The sequence below is a fragment of the Actinoplanes sp. G11-F43 genome (genome assembly GCF_050589265.1).
In the GTDB taxonomy this organism is placed as follows: Bacteria; Actinomycetota; Actinomycetes; order Mycobacteriales; family Micromonosporaceae; genus Actinoplanes.
This window is the reverse complement of the sequence record NZ_JBNZCE010000044.1, coordinates 1-18609: the sequence shown is the minus strand read 5'-3', so window position 1 is coordinate 18609 and position 18609 is coordinate 1. Positions and strand designations below refer to the sequence as shown.

Genomic DNA, 18609 nt, shown 5'->3' with positions numbered 1-18609 from the left:
CCGTCTTCTAGGCCGTGACGGTGGCGTACAGGAAGGTGGCGTAGGCGGGCAGGGCCAGCATGGCGACCCGCTGGGCGGCGGCCGCCGCGCCGAAGCCGGCCAACGCGGCGGCGACGGCCAGGATCAGCCAGGTCAGGGAGTGCGACCAGCGGAGGGCGAACCACACGAAGCCGGTGGTGGTGGCGGCCTGGCCGGAGGGCCAGACGAAGAGCCAGAGGACGGACAGGGCCAGGCAGAGGGCGGACCAGGCGAAAGCCGGCACCCCGAGCAGCTTGATCACACCGGCAGGGTAGTGAACACGTGCCATCAGAACGGGTACGCGCGGGGCTCCCGGCGTGCCACGGCACACCGGTTCGGCTGGTGCGCTGCGGCACACCGCCGCCGGGATCAGCGCCCGGCCGGGCCACCGCTGACCGGGATCGTGCCATTCCCGGCGCCGGTGTTCGATCTGCTGGAACGCTCCGTTGATCTGCCGGAAACACTGGCATACCGTCAGCGCACCCCTGCGCTTGGAGGCGACGCGGCATGCTTCTGGACGAGAGACTGTGGACCGGGAACATCTTCATCGGCGGTGAGTGGCGGCCGGGACGGGGCGGCGGGTACGACGTGACCGAACCCGCCACCGGCGCGGTGCTCGGCCGGATCGGGCGGGCCACCGGCGAGGACGTCACCGAGGCCGCCCGGCACGCCGCCGCGGCCCAGCGCGACTGGGCCGCCACCCCGCATCCCCGGCGGGCCGCGATCCTGCGCCGGGCCGCGCAGCTCTGGGCCGAGCACGCCGAGGAGATCTCCGGCTGGAACGTCCGCGAGGTCGGCGCGATCCCCCCGATGGCCGGCTTCGCCCTGCACGTGGCCCAGGAGGAGTGCTACGAGGCGGCGGCACTGCCATCGAGGCCCTATGGGGAACTGCTCCCCAGCGAGGACCCCCGGCTGTCGATGGCGCGCCGGGTCCCGGCCGGGGTGGTCGCGGTGATCGCGCCGTTCAACGTACCGATCATCCTGGCCATCCGGTCGGTGGCGCCGGCCCTGGCCCTCGGCAACGCCGTCCTGCTCAAACCGGACCCGCGGACCGCTGTCACCGGCGGTGTCACGCTCGCCCGGATCTTCGAGGAGGCCGGGCTGCCACCCGGTGTGCTGCAGGTGCTGCCCGGCGCCGCCGACGTGGGCGAGGCCCTGGTCACCGATCCGCTGGTACGGGTGATCTCGTTCACCGGCTCGACCGCGGCCGGGCGCCGGGTCGGTGCTCTCGCCGGTGAGCACCTGAAACGCGCCCATCTGGAGCTCGGTGGCAACTCGGCGCTGGTGGTGCTGGCGGACGCGGACGTCGAGGGCGCGGTCGCGGCGGCGTCCTTCGGGTCGTGGTTCCACCAGGGCCAGATCTGCATGACCACCGGGCGGCATCTGGTGCACACCAGCCTCTACGACGAGTTCGTGGAACGGCTGGCGGCGAAGGCGGCCCGATTGCCGGTCGGCGACCCGGCGCGGGAGCAGGTGGCGCTCGGGCCGGTCATCGACGCCGGACAGCGCGACAAGATCCATTCGGTGGTGACCCGCTCGGCGGACGCCGGGGCCCGGGTGGCGGCCGGCGGCACCTTCCGCGATCTCTTCTACTCGCCGACCGTGCTGGCCGGCGTGGACGGCGACACGCCCGCATTCCGGGAGGAGATCTTCGGTCCGGTGGCACCGGTCGGGCGGTTCTCCGACCCGGACGAGGCGGTCCGGCTGGCAACCGCGAGTGAGTACGGGCTGTCGCTCGGCATCATCACCCGCGACGTGATGCGCGGACTGGATCTCGCCGACCGGATCCCCACCGGCATCGTGCACATCAACGACCAGACCGTCAGCGACGAGGCCAACAGCCCCTTCGGCGGAGTCGGAGCCTCCGGAACCGGCTCCCGCTTCGGTGGCGCGGCAGCCAACGTGGAGGCGTTCACCGAGACCCGCTGGGTCACTGTGCGTGACAAGCCACCGGTGTACCCGTTCTGACGAAAGTTGTTTCCGCGTAGTAACAGGCACTCCGGGAGCCTTGCGTCACATGTACGTTCATCAATAATGAGCGCCATGAATCGAGCCGAGGCGACACCGGTTGACGGAAGCCGGAGCACGACCGAGCCCCCCGCCTCAACCACGGTCACCGCGCCGGCCCTACCGGCCGGTGGCAGCCCCACGGCGACGGCCCGGCCCATGGTCCGGCTGCGCCCGCCGGCCCCCGCCGTTCCCCCCGGCCGGGGCCGGACCGCGGCGCCCCCCTTCCGCGACCGTCCCGCGACACCGGCCGGAAACCTCCCCCACCAGTTCCCCGCCCGGCGCCCGCCGGACCAGCCCCCGGACGACCGTCTCCCACGGGATGAGAGCTGGCCGGAGCGGCCCGGGGTCCGGGCTGCCACCGGGGTGACCGTGACCCGGCCGGGTGGACGGCGGCGTGGGGCGGTCGCCACCCGGCGGGTGGTCGGGCTGTGAGCGCGGCCACCCGGCAGGCCGGGGCGCCAGCGCACCGCCCACCACGGCGGAACCGGGGCCGGTCCGAGCCACCGGACGGTCACCCATGCGCGGTGACGGGGGCACCGGCTTGCGGATCACCGGTCCGGAACCGGCGGGCCACCCCGCCGCGGACCACCGAGCGGCTGCTCCTCGGTCTCGCTCATGGGGGGCCGCGGCGGGCGGCGACGCGAGGCCCGGGTCCGGGACGGGACGGGTCCCGCCCGTTCCGCGTGGGACGTGACGCCGGCGGGCGCAACGACGCCCCTCCGATACCGGAAGCGGGCGGGCCGGAACCGGCGGCCGATGAGGCACACGACACCGAACGCGGACCGGGGCCGGTGGCCGGCGGGCCGCCGCCGGGAGTGGGCGGGTGGATCGCCGGCGGGGACCGTACCGGCGCTGGGGAATGCCGGCAGACGCGGACGGTGACGCCCGTTGCCGGCCGGGCGGCCGGGACGGGTGTTTCCGGTGTCGCCGGCGACGGGCCGGGGCGGCGCCCACCATCCGGGGCGCACGCGGGACGGCCACCACCATGAGCCGGGGTGGCCCGGAGTGATCCCGACCAGGTAAGGGCGCCGAGTTGCCCGGGGCGGCCCGGTCGGCGGGGTAGAAGTTATTCACCACCGCTGACAGAGGAGACCACCCGCCATGGGCGATACGCCTGCCATCACGCTCAACAACGGCGTCACGATTCCGCAGATCGGGTTCGGTGTCTTCCAGATCCCGGAGGCGGAGACCGAGTCCGCCGTCAGTACGGCGATCGAGGCGGGGTACCGAAGTATCGACACGGCCGCGATCTACCACAACGAGGCGGGTGTCGGCGCCGCGCTGGCGGCCTCGGGGGTGCCGCGCGACGAGCTGTTCGTCACCACCAAGGTCTGGAACAGCGATCAGGGGTACGACGAGACCTTGCGCGCCTTCGAGGCCAGCCTCGCCCGGCTGGGCCTGGACCGGCTCGACCTCTACCTGATCCACTGGCCGACCCCGAGGCACGGGCGCTTCCTGGACACCTGGCGGGCCCTGGAGTCGCTGCTCGCCGAGGGCCGGGTGCGGGCCATCGGGGTGTCCAACTTCCTGCCCGGTCACCTGCGGGCGATCGCCGAACCGGGTGGGACGGTGCCGGCGGTCAACCAGATCGAGTTGCATCCGGCGCTGCAGCAGCGGGCCGCGCAGGAGGCCAACACCGCGCTGGGTGTGGTGACCGAGGCGTGGAGTCCGCTCGCCCAGGCGGGGGTGCTCGGCGATCCGGCGGTGGTCCGGATCGCCGGGGCACACGACCGGACCCCGGCTCAGGTGGTGCTGCGCTGGCACGTCCAGCAGGGCCGGATCGTGATCCCGAAGTCGGTGACGCCGTCGCGGATCCGGGAGAACCTGCGGATCTTCGACTTCGCGCTGTCCGCGGACGAGATGGCCGCGATCGACGCTCTGGAGGCGGACGGCCGCACCGGGCCGCATCCGGATCACTTCAACTGAGGGTTTTGTGCTGGTCACGTACTGACGTGAGGGTCACAGAGTTCGCCAAGCGAGTTCACAGGAAACCACCGCATAGTGGTGGCACGTCCCCCCTCACACGGAGGTTTCGATGATTCTCGGCCTGGTCAGCTTCGCGCTGCTGCTCGTCCAGCTGGTGCTGGTGGCTCGGCTCGTGCTGGAGTGGAGCGTGGTGCTCGCCGGCCCCGCCGCCCCCGGCTCGTTCCGGTCCAAGGCGTTCGACGTGATCTTCCGGGTCACCGAGCCGATCCTGGCCCCGGTCCGTAAGGTGCTGCCGCCGCTGCGCGCCGGTGGCTTCTCGATCGACCTGGCCTTCGTGGTGGTCTTCCTGGCGATCAGCATCATCCGGTCGATCATCTGACCCGGCGGGAAGAGAGACCCGGCGGGGAAAAACCCCGCGGGAAACGACATGTCAGGGAGAGGCCGGACCCGACGGGCGAGACCCATCGGGCGGGACCCGGCGGTCAGGCCCCGGTCCGCACCGGGACCGTAGCGGGAGGGTCCGGGATCGGGCCGGGACCGGACGGATCCGGTTCGGGCCGATCCGGGCCGGGCACCGCGGCCACCGGGGGTGTGCCACCGGCGCGGGCGGCCACCCAGACCGCGGCCGGCAGGAGCATCAGCACCGTTCCGGGGACCACCGAGATCCCGTCGGCCGGATAGCCGGTCCCGTCGATCTGGAAGAGGATCGTCGGGACGAAGGACAACAGGATCGCCAGGTAGATGACGGCCACGGTGGCCGGGACCGCCGCGACCGTGAGCAGCGTCCAGATCAGCGCGGTCCGGCCCCGGCGGCGCGGGCGGTGCCGCCGCAGCAGTGCCGTCACCACCACGGCCAGCGGCAGGCCGAGCATCATGCCGAGGCCGGCGGCCGAATCGTCGGACCCGTTGCCGAGCAGGACCGACAGACCGGCCACGGCGCCGGCGGGCACCACCACCAGCAGGGTGATCACCACCGGGTGGAGGCGGGTCCGGCTGGTGGCCGCCCCCGTGACGGTTCCGAGCAGGACCAGGCCGACCGCGATGACGGCGGTGGTGACCGGCAGTCCCAGCGGCATGAATTCGTGGTTCTCGCCGGGGGTGGACTGCATGAACAGGAACGGCCCGAGGGCGCTCGCCGCGATGGCCACGGCGGTGACCCGGACCCGGGCCGCCGTGGCGGGGGCCGGCGCCCGGCCGGCCAGCGCCCAGCTCGCGGCGATCACGGCGGCCGCGACGAGCAGGGCGACCCGCAGTCCGGCGCCGCCGGCCAGCGGTCCCGCCTCCGTGTCGCCGGTGACGATCAGGCCGCTGATCAGCAGCACCGACTCGGTGCCGAGCAGTCCGGCCGCGAGCAGGGCGGCGGCCCGTGGGGCGGAGCGCCGGTCGGCGGTGGCGACCAGCATGCCGAGGGCGGCGAGCAGGATGGCGGTCCAGCGTAGTTCGGCGACCCACAGGTAGATCTCGCCGTCGCCGCCGGGCATCGGCGCCCGGGAGGCCATCACCGGCATCGCCGGAGTCAGGATGGTGACGGTGTACGCCCAGGTCAGCACACCGGCTAGGACGGCGGTGAGGCCGGCGCCGAGGAGCACCGGCGAGGTCGTGGGCCGGGGCCCGGCGGCCGGTGTCTCGGTCTCGGTCTCGGTGAGCCGGATCGGCCGGTCCGGCGCGGCGGCGGCGCGGCGGCCGTAGAGGACGGCGAACCAGCCGTACGCGATGAGCTGCCAGACGTATCCACCGGTGTACGGCACCAGCCCGTACTCGTCGGCGCGCAGGATCAGTTCCGGGTCGCCCAGCAGGAGTGCGGCCCGCGCGGCCACGGTTCCCCGCTCGATCAGCACCGGGATGGTGGCGGCGACCGCGGCGGTGACCGCGATCACCGGCACTCCGGCCAGGACCAGGAGCGTCGTGCCGGATCGGCGGCTCGGGGCGGCGACGGCCCGGCCGAGCAGGACGGTCAGGACCGTCCAGGTGCCCACGGCGAGCGCGGTGATCAGGGACGGGATCAGTGGCCCCTCACCGCCGGAGGGCGGCACGAGCAGGGCCGGGAGGGCGGTGAACGGCGCCAGCATGGCGGGCCCGGCCGTTCCGAGCCGCCCGTCGCGGGCCATCGGCAGCCGGCGGCCGAGCCACCAGCCGACCGGGGCGCACCACAGGGCGAGCACCACCCCGTTGATGATCACCTGGCCGCCGGGCCAGATCCAGTCGTGGTTCTCGATCCCGAGCAGGTCGAGCATGGGGAACAGGAGCGACCCGGCGAACTGGACCACGCCCAGGCCGAACAGCGCCGCGATGATCAGCGCGGCGGCCGGGCTCAGGCCGGTGCGTGCCTCGGCCCACCCGCGCGGGACACCGGCGGCGTCCCGCACCGGCGGGGAGGTGAGCAGGCTGAACGCGAACCCGAGGCGCTGCCCGGCGGTGCCCGGCCGGCTCTCCAGGTGGGCGTCCTCGGCCTGCCATTCCCGGTACAGTTCCTCGCGCTGGTCGGCGGGCCAGCGCCGGGCGGCGGCCCGCAGCGCCCACCGGGTGAGCCGGGTCAGGATCATGCCGGACACCGTAGCCCACCCTTGCTTGTTTCTCTACATAGGGATCAGTTCAGCCGGTCGTCGACGAACTCCAGGGCGGCCACGTCGAAGTGGGTACGGCCGCCGTCGTGACCGTCCCACTCGTACACCTCGATCTGCTTGGGCCCCTGGATCGCGTGGTAGGCGGCGAACACGCCGGAGGGCGGGCAGGTCGCGTCCATCAGCGCGGTGGACAGGATCGCGGGCGCGGTGATCCGCCGGGCGAAATGCACCGAGTCGACGTGGTCGAGGGTTCGCAGGGTCCGCTCGGCGGCGCCCGGATTGGCCCGCAGGAACCGGACCACCTCGTGGAACGGGTCGCTGTCGGTGATCGTCAGCGCCCGCCGGATGTCGCACAGGAACGGCACTCCGGAGACCACCGCGGCGACCAGATCGGGGACCAGCCCGGCGGCGGCCAGGGCGAGCGCGCCACCCTGGCTCTTGCCGGCGACCACCACCCGGGAGGCGTCGACACCGGGCAGTTCGGTGGCGGTCTCCACGGCGCGGACCGCGTCGGTGATCAGCCGGCGGTAGTAGTAGGTCTCCGGCGCGCCCACCCCACGGGTCATCACGCCGGGATGGGCCGGGCCGGCGCCGTACTCGTCCGGGTCCGGGGTGTCGCCGCCGCGCCAGCCGCCGCCCTGCCCACGGGTGTCCATGATCAGGTGGGCGTATCCGGCGCTGGCCCAGATCAGCCAGTCCAGTGGCAGGCCGCGGCCGCCGCCGTACCCGATGAACTCGACCACCACCGGCAGCGGGCCGGTGGCCGTGGCGGGACGGTTCAGCCAGGCCCGGATCGGCTGGCCGGCGTATCCGGTGAACGTCACGTCGTGCGTGGTGACGCCGGTCAGCGGGGTGGGCACCGCACTGAGCCCGGGCGGCAGCGCGGCCCGGCGGGCATCGGCCAGGGTGCCGGCCCAGAAGTCGTCGAAGCCGTCGGGTTCGGGGCGGGTGAGGCGGTACTCGCGCAATTCGTCGAGTGGAAGGTCAAAGAGCGCCATGCGATCACGCTAGTGGTTGTTTCGGGGGAGGGGCCACGCCGCAGCCCAGCCCCGCCCTCTAAACAACCACTCCCGTACCGGGTTGGCTCATACCAGCCCTGGCGGGCACGATGGGCGCGTGCCTCCGGAGACCGCCCGCCCGCAACAGGTTCTCGAAGCCGTGCTGGAGCGGCTGACCTATGTGAACGAGGAGACCGGGTACACGGTGGCCCGGGTCGCGTACAAGAGCAGCAGTGATCTTCTGACCGTGGTGGGCGCCCTGCTCGGGGCGCAACCGGGTGAGAGCCTGCGGATGTCCGGGTGGTGGTCGTCGCATCCGCAGTACGGCCGGCAGTTCGAGGTGCTCTCCTACACCACCGTGCTGCCCGCGACCGTCCAGGGGATCCGCCGCTACCTGGGGTCGGGGCTGGTCAAGGGGATCGGGCCGGTGTTCGCCGAGCGGATCGTGGAGCACTTCGGACTCGACACCCTGGAGATCATCGAGACCGCGCCGGAGCGGCTGATCGAGGTGGCCGGGCTCGGGCCGAAACGGACGAAGAAGATCACCGCGGCGTGGGCCGAGCAGAAGGCGATCAAGGAGGTGATGGTCTTCCTGCAGGGGGTCGGGGTGTCCACCTCGATCGCGGTGCGGATCTACAAGAAGTACGGCGACGCGAGCATCTCGGTGGTGAAGAACTCGCCGTACAAGCTGGCCGCCGACGTGTGGGGCATCGGGTTCAAGACGGCCGACACGATCGCGCAGGCGGTCGGCATCCCGCACGACAGTCCCGAACGGGTGAAGGCCGGCCTGCAGTACACCCTGTCGCAGGCCACCGACAACGGGCACTGTTTCCTGCCGGCGAACGAGTTGATGGCGGACGCCGCGAAGATCCTGGAGGTGCCCGGCACGCTGATCCCGGCCTGTCTGGACGAACTGGTCGAGGAGGAGGGGGTGGTGCGGGAGGACGACGCGATCTATCTCGTCCCGTTCCAGCGCGCCGAGCAGTCCCTGGCCTCCACACTGATCAGCTTGTTGCGCGAAAAATCAGACCGGATGCCGCATTTTCGGGACGTCGACTGGGACAAAGCCCTCACCTGGCTGCACAAGCGCACCGGATCCACCCTGGCCGAAGAACAACGACAGGCTGTCAAACTCGCCCTGACCCACAAGACCGCGGTCCTCACCGGCGGCCCCGGCTGTGGCAAGAGCTTCACCGTCCGCTCGATCGTCGAGCTCGCCGCGGCCAAACAGGCGAAGATCCAGCTGGTCGCCCCCACCGGCCGGGCCGCGAAACGCCTCGCCGAACTCACCGGCCACCCCGCCGCCACCGTGCACCGGCTGCTCAAACTCCAGCCCGGCGGCGACGCCCAGTACGACCGTGACAACCCCCTGGACGCCGATCTGATCGTGGTCGACGAGGCCTCGATGCTCGACCTGATCCTGGCCAACAAGCTGGTCAAGGCGGTCCCGCCGGGCGCGCACCTGCTGCTGGTCGGCGACGTGGACCAGCTGCCGTCGGTGGGCGCCGGCGAGGTGCTGCGCGATCTGCTGGCCGCCGACGTGATCCCCCGGGTGCGGCTCACCCAGATCTTCCGGCAGGCCGCGCAGAGTGGGGTGGTCACCAACGCGCACCGGGTCAACCAGGGCCGGTCGGTGCAGCTGGACGGGATGACCGACTTCTTCCTGTTCCCGTGTGACGACACCGAGGCGACGGCCGCGCTGACCGTGGACGTGGCCTGCAACCGCGTACCGCGGAGGTTCGGTCTTGATCCTCGCCGGGACATCCAGGTCCTGGCGCCGATGCATCGTGGCCCGGCCGGCGCGGGCGCCCTGAACACGCTGCTGCAGCAGCAGCTCACTCCGGCCCGGGAGGGTCTGCCGGAGCGGCGGATGGGCGGGCGGGTGTTCCGGGTCGGCGACAAGGTCACCCAGATCCGCAACAACTACGACAAGGGGGTCGCGGGAGTCTTCAACGGCACGGTCGGCGTCGTCACGGCGCTGTCGACGGACGATCAGACGCTTGCGGTACGCACGGACGAGGACGAGCTGATCGACTACGACTTCGACGAGCTGGATGAACTGGCCCACGCCTATGCCATCACCATCCACCGTTCCCAGGGGTCGGAGTACCCGGCCGTGGTGATCCCGCTGACCACCAGCGCCTGGATGATGTTGCAGCGCAATCTGCTCTACACCGCGATCACCCGGGCCAAGAAGCTGGTGGTGCTGGTCGGGTCGCGCCGCGCGCTGGCCGCCGCGGTCCGCACGGTGGGCGCCGGCCGCCGGCACACCGCGCTGACCCGCCGGCTCGGTGGATAACACACCCCTCCCGGTTCTGGGCGGCGTTTGCCGAAATCGGGCCGAATGGCCCGGTTGTCAAAACTCGGGTACAGCTGTTCCGCGCCGCGCTCCGGCCCGTTCCGCAGATCGCTAGGGTTATCGCATAAACAATTCTTCAGTCCTTTTCCGAACCATTCTCGCGGCTTCGCGAAAAGGAATGCGAAAACCAACGGGGGGATTTCTCATGTTGCGTTCCATCACCACCGGGGCCGCACTTCTCGGCGCTCTCGCCATGGCCGCCCCGGCGCAGGCCGCACCGAAACCGGACAAGATGATGGTGATCGACGTGGTGTCCGCGAACGGTTCCGGATGCCCCAAGGGCAGCGCCGAGATCACCGTGTCACCGGACAACACCGCGTTCACGGTGACCTACTCGAAGTACACCGCGTCGGTCGGCCCGGACGCCGGCCCGCTGGACTTCCGGAAGAACTGCCAGATGGCGCTGGACATCAAGGTGCCGTCCGGATTCACGTTCGCCATCGCCAGCGCCGACTACCGCGGATATGCCAGTCTCAAACCGGGCGCGCGCGGCCAGCAGATCGCCAGCTACTACTTCCAGGGCCATTCGCACACCACCCGCAGCACCCACGATTTCAAGGGACCGTTCGACGACTCCTGGCAGCGCAACGACAAGGTGGCGATCGCCTCGACCAGTTTCCTGCCGTGCGGTGAGCGCCGTTATCTGAACATCAACACCGAACTGCGGGTGAACCGCGGCACCTCGGACACCAGGAAGCACACCAACTTCCTGTCGATGGACTCGGCCGACGCCGCGATCAACACCCTCTACCGGGTCGTCTGGCAGAAGTGCTGAACCCTCAGCGTTCCACGAACGCGGTCCACGGATCCTCGGCCGGGCGCTCCCGATGCTTAGCCTTCCCGGCGGGCTTCGCGGGAGCCTCCGGCCGATGCCGGCGCGACGCCAGCAGCGCGGCCAGGGCGGTGGTGATCGGCACCGCGGCGACCAGGCCGATCGTGCCGACCGCGCTGCGGACCAGCTCCTGGGCGATCAGCTGGGTGGTCAGCACCTCGCCGACCGGGGTGTTGCCGGCCGCGAAGAGCAACATCAAGGGCAGGGAGGCGCCCGCGTACGCCAGGACGATCGTGTTGATCACCGAGGCGATGTGCGCGCGGCCGATCCGGGTGGCGGCCCCGTAGAGGCGGCGGAACCCGTACGCCGGATTGGCCAGCGCCAGCTCGGTGACCGTCGCCGACTGGGTGACCGTCACGTCGTCGAGCACCCCCAGCGAGCCGATCACGATGCCGGCCAGCAGCAGGCCCTGCATGTTGACGTCGCCGTGGGTGATGGTGAGGAAGTTCGACGTCTCGTCGGCGACCCCGGTCAGGTGCACCGCCGCGGTGGACACCGCCGCCAGCACCGCGGTGATCGCCAGGCTGGCCAGGGTGCCGGCCACCGCGATCGTGGTGGTGATCGACAGCCCGTGTGTCAGGTACAGCACGATCAGCATGATCGCGGCCGCGCCGACCACCGCCACCAGGATCGGCGATTTGCCGTCCAGGATCGCCGGGACGATGAACCACAGCAGGATGCCGAAGGTGACCGCCAGCCCGGCCAGCGCGGTCAGCCCCCGCCACCGGCCGAACGCGATCACCGCGAGCGCGAACACCGCGCCCAGCATCCACAGCTCGGTGCCGCGCTGGTGGTCGGTGATGGCGTACGCCTTGGCGCCGTCCTCGTTGTTGAGCTCCATCAGCGTCACGTCGTCGCCGGTCTCGACCACCGGGGCGCCCGGGCCGGTGGGCAGATCCGTGGTGATCACCGCGCCGCCGTCCAGCCGGACCGTGACGGTGCCGCAGGTCTGCTCGGGGGTGTCGCCCTCCGGGACCGGCGGGCACTCCACCCGGGCCACCGCGACCGCCTCACCGGTGGTCATCACCGGGCCGCTGCCGTCACCGGCCGTCTCGATCTCCCCCGGCCAGAGCAGCAGCATGCCGAGCAGGGTCAGCAGCACCGCCGGGACCAGGAGGTAGAGCGTGACACGGTGGCCGCCGGGCAGCGCCGGCAGTTCGCCGTGTGCGTGGGAATGCTGGTCGGCGCTCATCGTGCTCCTCGGTACGGCGGCTGCGGGCTACCCGCGAACCGTACCCGCGCGAGCTGATCAGCGGGTGGTGCGCTCCCGGGACCGGGCCCGCTCCTCGGCGGAACGGCCGAAGACCAGCCAGAAGTCGGTGATCGCCAGGCTCAGCACCGGGCGGTGGCCGGCCAGGTGGCCGAGCGGCCCGCCGGGCTCCGGGCGCCACGCCACGTCGGCGGCGCGCAGCCCGGACCGGCCGCGCACCGGGGTCCGGCGCACCTGGCCGCCCAGCGCCTGGGCCACCGTGAAACCCAGCGGGAACCGGCCGGGCAGGCGGCGGCGCAACCGGACCAGCGCCGAGGCGAACGGCTCGGCCGCCTCCGGCGCGGTGATCGTCGCGTCGACGAGCGGCTCGTTCTCCGCGTCGAGGGTGAACGCGGCCAGCTCCTTGGGGATGCCCCAGAGATTCCGGCCGCCCTCCCGGGAGGCGACGCTGTCCACCCAGATGTCGGTGATGCTCACCCGGGGCCGGCCGCGCTCGTGCACCAAAACGGCGCTGAGCAGCTCCTTGTAGTGCAGGACACCACCGGGCTCGTACGACACCCAGGCGGCGCCGACCGCGACCCGCCCGCCGGCGGTGACCGGCCGGACGGCGGCGGCCAGCACCGGGGGCAGCTCCGGCAGGTCCCGCCGGGGGATCAGGAAGATCGAGAGGTACATCTGTCCGCGCAGGTGCCAGGGCTCGGGCGGGTACATGGGTCCACCCTGTCAGCACCGACCGGCGGGTATCAATACCTGAACCGGGAGACCACCGCATGCAACTGGGCGGCGGTCGCGGACAGATCCTCGGCCGCGTGCCGGGTCTCGCCGACGGTGTCGGTGGTGCGCTGGGCCGCCGACGACACCGAGCCGATCGTCATCGCGATGTCCCCGGCGCCGTTCGCCGCCTCGCTGAGCGTCCGGTTCATCTCCTGGGTGGTGGCGGTCTGCTCCTCGACCGCCGAGGCGATGGTCAGCTGGATGCCGTTGATCCGCTCGATGATCTCCGAGATCTCGCCGATCGCGGTGACCGCGCCGCTGGTGTCGGACTGGATCGCCTGCACCCGCTGGGAGATGTCCTCGGTCGCCTTGGCGGTCTCCTGGGCCAGGTCCTTGACCTCGCCGGCGACCACCGCGAAACCCTTGCCCACCTCACCGGCGCGGGCCGCCTCGATGGTCGCGTTCAGGGCCAGCAGGTTGGTCTGCTCGGCGATGCTGGTGATCACCTTGACCACGGTGAAGATCTCCTCGGACGACTCGCCGAGCCGAGCCACGATCGCGTTGGTCTCGGCCGCCACCCGGACCGCCTGGGCGGCCACCTCGGTCGCCTCCGAGGTGGAGATGCTGATGTCACGGATCGCCGAACCCATCTCCTGCGAGCCGGCCGAGACGATCTGCAGATTGTTGGAGACCGTGTCGGCGGCCGCCGCGACCGTGCCGGCCTGGCTGGACGCCTCCGAGGCGGCGTCGCTCACCGACCCGGAGACCGAGGTGAGCCGGCCCGCCGCGTCCTGCAGCGTGCCGACGCTGCCGGCCAGGTTGACGATGTCGTCGCGCAGCCGGGCCACCCCGGAGTCCAGGGCGGCGGCCATCCGGCCGATCTCGTCCTGGCTGCGCACCCCGGACGTCCGGGTCAGGTCGCCCTCGGCCAGGCCCTCGGCGATCCGGCCGACCGAGCGGACCGTCTGCCGGACCCGGGACGCCACCTGGAACCCGATCAGCAGGCTCAGCACCATGCCCGCCACCAGCAGCCCGGCCACCAGCCAGGCCGCGCTGGTCCCGGACGACTCGGCCTCGCCGATCCGGGACTCGGCGATCGCCTTGGCCTGGTCCTCCAGCGCCTGCTGGTCGTTGCTCAGCTCGGTGTGCAGGTTGTTGTAGTCCTCCAGGGCCCGCGCCAGTTCGGCCTGGGTGGCGCCGCGCACGTCCACGGCCATCAACTCCAGGAACGACGACCAGTCCTCCTCGGCCTTGGCGACCGCCGCCTCGCCGGGCAGGGCGGCCTTCAGGTCGTTCAGCGCGGTCTGCACCGCGGCCTGGTTCTCCCGCATCCCGGCCTGGATGTCGGTGGCGATGGCCGGATAGAGACGCATGGCGGAGACGCCGCCCACGTACGCCTCGATGTTGCGCCCGAACGACCCGACCGCACTCTGTACCGCGATCGACTGCCGTTGCGCGGTGGCCGCCTTGTCGTTCAGGTCGGAGATGGTGCTGATCGCGACCGCCCCGACGATCAGGCCGCTGACCGTGGCGGTCATCGCGGCCGCCCCGATCTTGGTACGCAGCGAACGGTCGTCGAACACCCCACTCAGCCCCACCCCCGTAGTCTGGTGCCCAACCGGGCAGTCCGGGGCGGACAACACCTGATTGACGGGTGGGGCCGGTGGGACCCGCGCGATCCGCCACACAGAACCTAGGGAGCGGTCACGTCGGCCAGCGCCTGCAGGATCAGCCAGGTCGAGACGGCGCCCGGGTCCTGGTGACCGGCGCTGCGCTCCCCCAGGTAGGACGCCCGGCCCTTGCGTGCGGTCAGCGCCACGGTGGCCCGCGCGCCGTCCCCGGCCGCCCGGGCCGCGCCGGCCGACGCCTCGGGCAGCCCGGCACCGGCCACCACCGCCTCCTCGAACGAGGCCACCGCCGGGGCCAGCGCGTCGACCATCGTCTTGTCCCCCGGCGCGGCCCCGCCCAGCCCGCCGACCGCGTCCAGTCCGGCCCGCAGGGCGGTGGCCAGGTCGGCCGGGCTCACCGTCGCCCCCGGCGGCAGCGCCTTGCCGATCGCCCGGAACGCGCTGCCGAAGAGCGGGCCGGACGCGCCGCCCACCTTGGCGATCAGGGTGGTGCCGGCCTTGACGAACACGTCGCCGACGCCGGTGAAAGCGGTCGCCTCCAGGGCGGCGGTGACCGCGGTGAACCCGCGCCGCATGTTGACCCCGTGATCGCCGTCGCCGATCGCGGCGTCCAGTTTCGTCAGCTCGTCGGCGTCGGCGACGACGGCTTCGGCGGCGGCCCGCAGCCAGGCGGTGGCGAGGGCGACATCCATGTCAGGCTCCCCAGCGCAGGCCGGGGGTGCGCACCGGGGCGTCCCAGAGCCGGATCATCTCGCCGGTCACCCGGGTCAGGGTGATCGACAGGCCGGCCATGTCGAGGCTCGTCACGTAGTTCCCGACCAGGCGGCGGCTGATCTGCACTCCCCGCCCGGCCAGCGCCCGCGCCACCTCGTGGTAGACCAGGTACAGCTCGATCAGCGGGGTCGCCCCGAGCCCGTTGACCAGCACGATCACCGGCTCCCCGGGGCTGACCGGCTTGGCCTCCAGGATCGCGTCCAGGGCCGACTCGACCAGCTCCCGGGCCGGGCGGATCTTCTCCCGGCGGCGGCCCGGCTCACCGTGGATGCCGACACCCGCCTCGATCTCGTCGTCCGGCAGGTCGAAGCCGGGCCGTCCGGAGGCCGGGGTGGTGGCCGCGGTCAGCGCGTACGCGAACGAGGCCGACGCGGCGTTCACCTCCCGCCCGATCGCCGCCACCTCGGCCAGCTCGCCGCCCTCCTCGGCCAGCGCCCCGGCGATCTTCTCGACCAGCAGAGTCGCGCCGGTGCCGCGGCGGCCCGCCGTCCACGTCGAGTCCCGCACCGCGATGTCGTCGTCGACGAGCACCGTCTCCATTGTGATCCCCTCGTCGGCGGCCAGCTCGGCGGCCATCTGGAAGTTCATCACGTCACCGGTGTAGTTCTTCACCACGTGCACCACGCCCGCGCCGCCGTCCACGGCCTTCGTCGCGGCCAGGATCTGGTCCGGCACCGGCGAGGTGAACACCTCCCCCGGGCAGGCGGCGTCGAGCATCCCGGCGCCGACGAACCCGCCGTGCAGCGGCTCGTGCCCGGAACCCCCGCCGGACACCAGCACCACCTTGCCCGGCCGGGGCGCGTCCGCCCTGGCCACATATCGTTGCGCCGCGTCCACACGCAGCTCCGGATGGGCGGCGGCCAGACCGGCGAGCGCCTCGGCCACCACGTCGGCGGGATCGTTGACGAACTTCTTCACGACCGGCTCCTTCCACGGGCGACGGCGCCCCGCGTCCCAGCATCGTCGCGCTGAGCGATTCGGCCAAGACTTCGGGTGACTACGATCAGAGGTTATGGCGTACGTGGGGATCGTGCTCGTGTCACACAGTCCGTCACTGGCTTCCGGGTTGCGGGACCTGCTCGTCCAGGTCGCCGGCGGCGAGGTGCGGGTGGAACCGGCCGGCGGGACCGGCGACGGCTCACTCGGCACCGGCTTCGACCTGATCACGGCCGCGATCACCCGGGCCGACACCGGCGCCGGCGTGGTGGTGCTGGCCGACCTGGGCAGTGCCGTGCTCACCACCCGTGCCGTGCTGGACGGTCTGCCGGACGGCCCGGTGCTGGTGGACGCCCCGTTCGTGGAGGGCGCGGTGGCCGCCGCGGTGACCGCCTCCACCGGCGCCGGCCTGGCCGATGTCGCCGAGGCCGCCCGGGAGGCCCGTGATGTCGCCAAGTTCTGAGGTCACCGTGGTGCTGCCGACCGCCCTGCACGCCCGCCCGGCCGGCGCGGTGGTCCGGGCCGCGGCCGCCTTCCCCGGCGCCGTGGAGGTCCGGCTCGCCGACGGACGCTCGGCGACGGCTCGCAGCGCCCTGCGGCTGATGGCGCTGAACGCCCCGGCCGGCGCGACGGTCACGGTGCACGCCGACGAACTCTCCGCAGCCGAGGCGGTCGCCGAGGTGCTGCGTACCGCGGATTAGCTCCGAAAGTTTCGGAGTGCCACATGCTGCGCTGATCACGAATCGTCGATTGAAGTTTCCGGAAGGTATCGGTAGCGTTTCGGTCGGCATCGATATCTGTCGACGCCTCCAGATCCCCGACTGGAGTCCCCATGAGACGATCCCTGGCCATCCTCACCGTCCTGACCAGCGGCGCCCTCACCGCCGGCGCGGTCGCCGTCCTCGCCCCCGGAGCCAACGCCGCCACCACCCTCGGCGCGGCCGCCGCCGAGAAGGGCCGCTACTTCGGCACCGCGGTCGCCGCCTACAAACTGTCCGACCCGGTCTACTCCGGCATCCTCGACCGCGAGTTCACCTCGGTCACCCCCGAGAACGAGATGAAGTGGGACGCCACCGAACCCACCCAGGGCACCTTCACCTTCACCTCGGCCGACACCATCGTCAACCGGGCCATCGCCAACGGGCAGAAGGTCCGCGGCCACGCCCTGGCCTGGCACTCCCAGCAGCCCGGCTGGGCGCAGAACCTGAGCGGCACCGCCCTGCGCAACGCCATGGTCAACCACGTCACCCGGGTCGCCACCCACTACCGCGGCAAGATCGACTCCTGGGACGTGGTGAACGAGGCCTTCGCCGACGGCTCCACCGGCGCCCGCCGCGACTCCAACCTGCAGCGCACCGGCAACGACTGGATCGAGGTCGCCTTCCGCGCCGCGCGCGCCGCCGACCCGGCCGCCAAGCTCTGCTACAACGACTACAACACCGACGGGCAGAACGCGAAGAGCAACGCGGTGTACGCCATGGTCAGCGACTTCAAGGCCCGCGGCGTCCCGATCGACTGCGTCGGCTTCCAGTCCCACTTCAACGCCCAATCCCCACTGCCCTCCGACTACCAGGCCAACCTGCAGCGCTTCGCCGACCTCGGCCTGGACGTGCAGATCACCGAACTCGACATCGAGGGCTCCGGCACCACCCAGGCGAACACGTACGCCGCGGCCACCCGCGCCTGCCTGGCGGTGACCCGCTGCAACGGCATCACCGTGTGGGGCATCCGCGACACCGACTCCTGGCGGGCCAGCGGCACCCCGCTGCTGTTCGACGGCAACGGCAACCCGAAGGCGGCGTACACCGCGGTCCTGAACACCCTCGGCGGCACCACCACGTCCCCGTCACCGTCGCAGTCGTCGGCGTCGCCGTCCCCGTCGGTGAGCCAGCCGCCCGGCACCAGGAGCTGCGCCGCCACCGTCGCGATCAACGCCTGGACCGGCGGTTTCGTGGCGACGGTGAAGGTGACGGCGGGCGCCACGGCCCTGACCGGCTGGACCGCCGCGGTGACGTTGCCGTCCGGTTCCGCGGTGACCAACACCTGGAACGCCACCGCCTCCGGCAGCACCGCCACCGTCTCCTTCACCAACGTCGGCTACAACGGCCCGGTCCCGGCCGCCGGCACCACCGAGTTCGGCTTCCAGGGCACCGGCCCCGCCCCGTCCACCACCGCCACCTGCACCGCCCGCTGACGGTTCCCGGCCGGTGAGCGGGCGCCGCTCACCGGCCGGGAGGGCTGTACCGAGCCGGACCAGGAGGTTCGGGGCGACGGGCGCGGTGCCGGCGGGGGCGCCGCATACGTCACCCGGGTCATCCTGCCGGTTTCCTTCAGTGGGCTCTCGGGGCGCCGATCAACCGGGTCGAGCGGCCGGGGAATCCCGCAACCGGGCGGCACCGGTTCGGGCACCGGCCCGGCACCCGCCGACCTGGAATCTCTTTCCCATGCCCGGCCGACATACGCCGGACAAACGGGGGAGAACATTTCTTGCGACGTGCCAAGCTGCCGATGTTGCTGACAGCTCTGACCGCCGTCATCGCCGGTGCCGGTGCCGGTTCCGCCGCCCAGGCCGCTCCGGCCGCCAAGACCACGACCAGCTGCGTGACCGACGCCAAGCTCGTGCCGTCGTGTGGCGTGCTG

Annotated in this window: 16 protein-coding genes; 8 read left to right on the top strand and 8 right to left on the bottom strand. The window is 72.1% G+C overall.

The genetic code is table 11. The features are described 5' to 3' along the window. Positions 1-7: 7 nt before the first annotated feature. Positions 8-280, bottom strand: a complete 273-nt coding sequence (locus ACQ0O7_RS38130; RefSeq protein WP_430790000.1) for a hypothetical protein — start codon at positions 278-280, stop codon at positions 8-10. A gap of 245 nt (positions 281-525) precedes the next feature. Between ACQ0O7_RS38130 and ACQ0O7_RS38125 the strand changes: the two genes are divergently transcribed. From ACQ0O7_RS38125 to ACQ0O7_RS38115, 3 genes are all read left to right on the top strand, one after another. Beyond that, entirely contained in the window at positions 526-1986 is a 1461-nt protein-coding gene (locus ACQ0O7_RS38125; RefSeq protein WP_430789998.1) for a benzaldehyde dehydrogenase, read from the top strand. A gap of 1143 nt (positions 1987-3129) precedes the next feature. Next, a complete protein-coding gene (locus ACQ0O7_RS38120; protein ID WP_430789996.1) occupies positions 3130-3954 on the top strand; it encodes an aldo/keto reductase in 825 nt (274 codons plus the stop codon). Positions 3955-4063: 109 nt separating this feature from the next. Then, positions 4064-4333: a YggT family protein gene (locus tag ACQ0O7_RS38115; RefSeq protein ID WP_430789994.1), complete on the top strand. Its 270-nt coding sequence runs from the start codon at positions 4064-4066 to the stop codon at positions 4331-4333. Positions 4334-4436: 103 nt separating this feature from the next. On the opposite strand, the gene ACQ0O7_RS38110 is transcribed toward ACQ0O7_RS38115, so the two are convergent. Beyond that, positions 4437-6497 (bottom strand): hypothetical protein, encoded by a 2061-nt coding sequence (locus tag ACQ0O7_RS38110; RefSeq protein ID WP_430789992.1) that lies wholly within the window; start codon positions 6495-6497, stop codon positions 4437-4439. A 44-nt stretch (positions 6498-6541) separates the two neighbouring features. Next, complete coding sequence (locus tag ACQ0O7_RS38105; protein ID WP_430789990.1) at positions 6542-7516, bottom strand: acetylxylan esterase; 975 nt, start codon at positions 7514-7516, stop codon at positions 6542-6544. 118 nt (positions 7517-7634) lie between these two features. Between ACQ0O7_RS38105 and recD2 the strand changes: the two genes are divergently transcribed. Both recD2 and ACQ0O7_RS38095 read left to right on the top strand, forming a co-directional pair. After that, positions 7635-9815 carry an SF1B family DNA helicase RecD2 gene (gene recD2 / locus ACQ0O7_RS38100; RefSeq protein ID WP_430789988.1) on the top strand — a complete coding sequence of 727 codons (2181 nt, stop codon included), beginning with the start codon at positions 7635-7637 and terminating at the stop codon, positions 9813-9815. 205 nt (positions 9816-10020) lie between these two features. Next, on the top strand, positions 10021-10650 hold the full coding sequence (locus tag ACQ0O7_RS38095) for a DUF4360 domain-containing protein (protein WP_430789986.1): 630 nt from the start codon (positions 10021-10023) through the stop codon (positions 10648-10650). 4 nt (positions 10651-10654) lie between these two features. Here ACQ0O7_RS38095 and ACQ0O7_RS38090 read toward each other — a convergent pair whose 3' ends face one another. The 5 genes from ACQ0O7_RS38090 to dhaK all read right to left on the bottom strand — a co-directional run bounded on the left by ACQ0O7_RS38090 (position 10655) and on the right by dhaK (position 15951). After that, the gene (locus ACQ0O7_RS38090; RefSeq protein ID WP_430789984.1) at positions 10655-11899 is read right to left on the bottom strand and encodes a YibE/F family protein; all 1245 of its coding nucleotides are present in this window, start codon (positions 11897-11899) and stop codon (positions 10655-10657) included. A 57-nt stretch (positions 11900-11956) separates the two neighbouring features. Further along, entirely contained in the window at positions 11957-12628 is a 672-nt protein-coding gene (locus ACQ0O7_RS38085) for an acetoacetate decarboxylase family protein (RefSeq protein WP_430789982.1), read from the bottom strand. Positions 12629-12660: 32 nt separating this feature from the next. Next, positions 12661-14229, bottom strand: coding sequence for a methyl-accepting chemotaxis protein (locus ACQ0O7_RS38080; protein WP_430789980.1), 1569 nt, complete (start codon positions 14227-14229; stop codon positions 12661-12663). A gap of 95 nt (positions 14230-14324) precedes the next feature. Further along, complete coding sequence (gene dhaL, locus ACQ0O7_RS38075) at positions 14325-14951, bottom strand: dihydroxyacetone kinase subunit DhaL (protein ID WP_430789978.1); 627 nt, start codon at positions 14949-14951, stop codon at positions 14325-14327. Position 14952: 1 nt separating this feature from the next. Next, the gene (gene dhaK / locus ACQ0O7_RS38070; protein ID WP_430789976.1) at positions 14953-15951 is read right to left on the bottom strand and encodes a dihydroxyacetone kinase subunit DhaK; all 999 of its coding nucleotides are present in this window, start codon (positions 15949-15951) and stop codon (positions 14953-14955) included. Positions 15952-16045: 94 nt separating this feature from the next. Here dhaK and dhaM point away from each other — a divergent pair, with 94 nt between their 5' ends. From dhaM to ACQ0O7_RS38055, 3 genes are all read left to right on the top strand, one after another. Next, complete coding sequence (dhaM, locus tag ACQ0O7_RS38065) at positions 16046-16432, top strand: dihydroxyacetone kinase phosphoryl donor subunit DhaM (protein ID WP_430789974.1); 387 nt, start codon at positions 16046-16048, stop codon at positions 16430-16432. Next, positions 16416-16670 carry an HPr family phosphocarrier protein gene (locus ACQ0O7_RS38060; RefSeq protein ID WP_430789972.1) on the top strand — a complete coding sequence of 85 codons (255 nt, stop codon included), beginning with the start codon at positions 16416-16418 and terminating at the stop codon, positions 16668-16670. The genes dhaM and ACQ0O7_RS38060 overlap by 17 nt, the downstream gene beginning before the upstream one ends. Positions 16671-16801: 131 nt before the next feature. Then, positions 16802-18163: an endo-1,4-beta-xylanase gene (locus tag ACQ0O7_RS38055; protein ID WP_430789970.1), complete on the top strand. Its 1362-nt coding sequence runs from the start codon at positions 16802-16804 to the stop codon at positions 18161-18163. Positions 18164-18609 lie beyond the last annotated feature (446 nt).